Source organism: Nocardiopsis sp. TNDT3 (genome assembly GCF_003427465.1).
GTDB classification, from domain to species: domain Bacteria; phylum Actinomycetota; class Actinomycetes; order Streptosporangiales; family Streptosporangiaceae; genus Nocardiopsis; species Nocardiopsis dassonvillei.
This window is the reverse complement of record NZ_QPFC01000186.1, coordinates 1-2,190: the sequence shown is the minus strand read 5'-3', so window position 1 is coordinate 2,190 and position 2,190 is coordinate 1. Positions and strand designations below refer to the sequence as shown.

Annotated in this window: 2 protein-coding genes; both read right to left on the bottom strand. The window is 69.9% G+C overall.

Annotation, left to right across the window (positions count from 1 at the left end; translation table 11 throughout):
* Nucleotides 1-56: 56 nt before the first annotated feature.
* Nucleotides 57-947 (bottom strand): glycoside hydrolase family 19 protein, encoded by an 891-nt coding sequence (locus DQW06_RS05050; RefSeq protein ID WP_019611558.1) that lies wholly within the window; start codon nt 945-947, stop codon nt 57-59.
* Nucleotides 948-1,346: 399 nt separating this feature from the next.
* On the bottom strand, nt 1,347-2,190 hold an 844-nt coding region (gene sigJ, locus DQW06_RS05045; RefSeq protein WP_117198046.1), incomplete at its 5' end, for an RNA polymerase sigma factor SigJ.

Genomic DNA, 2,190 nt, shown 5'->3' with positions numbered 1-2,190 from the left:
GGCCGGGAGCGCCCCCGCCCGGACGTGGCCGGCGGGCGCTCGGCCGCGTCCGGGGATCAGCAGCTCAGGTTCGATCCGGTGGTGGTGCCGAGGATCTGGGTGAACTGCGTGAACTTGTTGATGCGGCTCTGGACCTGCGCCGGGTTGCCCCCGTTGCACTCGATCGAGCCGTTGATCGCACGGATCGTCTCACCGAAGCCGTGTCCGTTGACGATGGCGTTGTGCGGCGTGATCGTGCCGGGTCCGGACTGGGTGTTCCAGTACCAGAGGCCGGTCCGCCAGGCGACCGAGGCGTTCTGCTCGACCAGGTAGGGGTTGTTCAGCAGGTCGATGCCGAGGGCGTCGCCGGCGGCCTTGTAGTTGTAGTTCCAGCTGAGCTGGATCGGGCCGCGCCCGTAGTAGGCGGCCTGACCGGCCGGGCAGCCGAAGGGCTGGTTCCAGTCGCAGTAGTGCGGGTAGTTGGCCTCGTTGGTCTCCCTGATGTGCACCAGCCCGCCGGTCTCGTGGCTGACGTTGGCCAGGAAGGCGGCCGCCTCGCGCTTCCTCACCTCGGTGCTGCCGGTGTTGGCGAAGGCCGGGTAGGAGCTGAGGGCGGCGGTGAGGCCGCTGTAGGTGTAGAAGGGGTTCCGGTTCGGGAACATCTGGTTGAACTGGGCCTCGGTGACGACGAACCCGCTGGGGCCGGGCTCCTCACCGCCGCCGTCGGTGCCGCAGGGGCCCTGGTCGGTCCAGACCTCGGAGGTGCCGGGACGCTCGTTCTGCGTCCACCACCTGGCGGTGTAGTTGCGGCCGTCGTAGGAGACCTGCCCGCCGCCGGTGTAGACGGCGGAGGAGTTCCAGGCCGGCGCGCAGGTGGCGGCGGCCTGCGCGACGGTCACGGGGAGGACGACGAGCACAGCCGCGAGCGCGCCGAGCGCGGCCAGCTTGCTCAGGAGACGACGGATCACGTGTTCACACTCCTAGGGTGCGGCGCGACGTCCGACCGCGCGCCGCTGGGGGTGCCGTCACCAAAGCAAGGGTGGTCTAGACCTGTCAAGACCAGTAACACGGATCGTGAGGACAAGGTGACAGGAGGACCAGGACGGCGCACCGGCGTCGGGCTCGTCTCCGGGCCGCCGAAAGTCCGTCCTCACACGGCGAACGCACGGCAGGCGCCTCGGACACCCCTGCAGCCGACTCGGACGCGGCCGTCACCCACCCGCCCACCGACGGGTGATCCGCCGACCGGTTGCATCGGGTGGAAGATTCTCGCGTCTCATGCAATCCGGCCTACCGCACGAGGTCGGCCCTCCAGCCCGTGGCCAGGGGCGGAGCCCTTGTTCCTCAGGCCCCGCCCCGAACAGGGCTCACCGCGTCCCGACATCGTGAGTGATGCCGTCGGCGATGGCCTGGAGTTTGTCCGGATTGGCCACGTTGTGGATGGCGGTGATGCGGCCGTCGGCGTCGAAATCGAAGGTGACCGTGGCGATCACGCGGTCCGAGCCGCTGAACACCACGCCCGGCCCGCCGTTGACCTCGACGAGTTCGGCCCTCATGTCGGCAGGCTCGACGCCCTGGTAGGTGACGGTGCCGATAGCCGCGAACCAGGAGGCCACCGTGGACGCGCCCACGACCGGACGCATGGCCTGGCGGACCTTGCCGCCGCCGTCGGTCCACAGGGTGACGTCCGGGGACAGCAACTCCATCAGGGCGCTGATGTCACCGCCGGTCGCGGCGGCGAAGAACCGCTCGGTGACCTCGCGCTGCCTTGAACGGTCCGCGGTGAAGCGCGGCCGACGGGCCCGCACGTGCTCACGAGCGCGGTGCGCAGCCTGCCGCACCGCGGCTTCGGACCGCTCCACCGCCTCCGCGATCTCGGCATGGCTGAAGCCGAAGACCTCCTTCAACACGAACACCGCGCGCTCGAGCGGGCTCAGCGTCTCCAGCACCACCAGCATCGCCATCGACACCGACTCGGCGTCCGTGACGGCCTCAGCGGCGTCCCCGCTGGTGAGGATGGGCTCCGGAAGCCACGGCCCGACATAGGTCTCACGCTTGCGCCGCGTGGAGCGCAGCTGTTCCAGCGCCAGATTCGACACGATTCGCGTCAGGTACGCCTTGGGGTCGGCCACCTGCGAGCGGTCGGCGGCCGACCATTTGACCCAGGTGTCCTGGACCGCGTCCTCGGCATCGGCCGCGGTGCCGAGGACG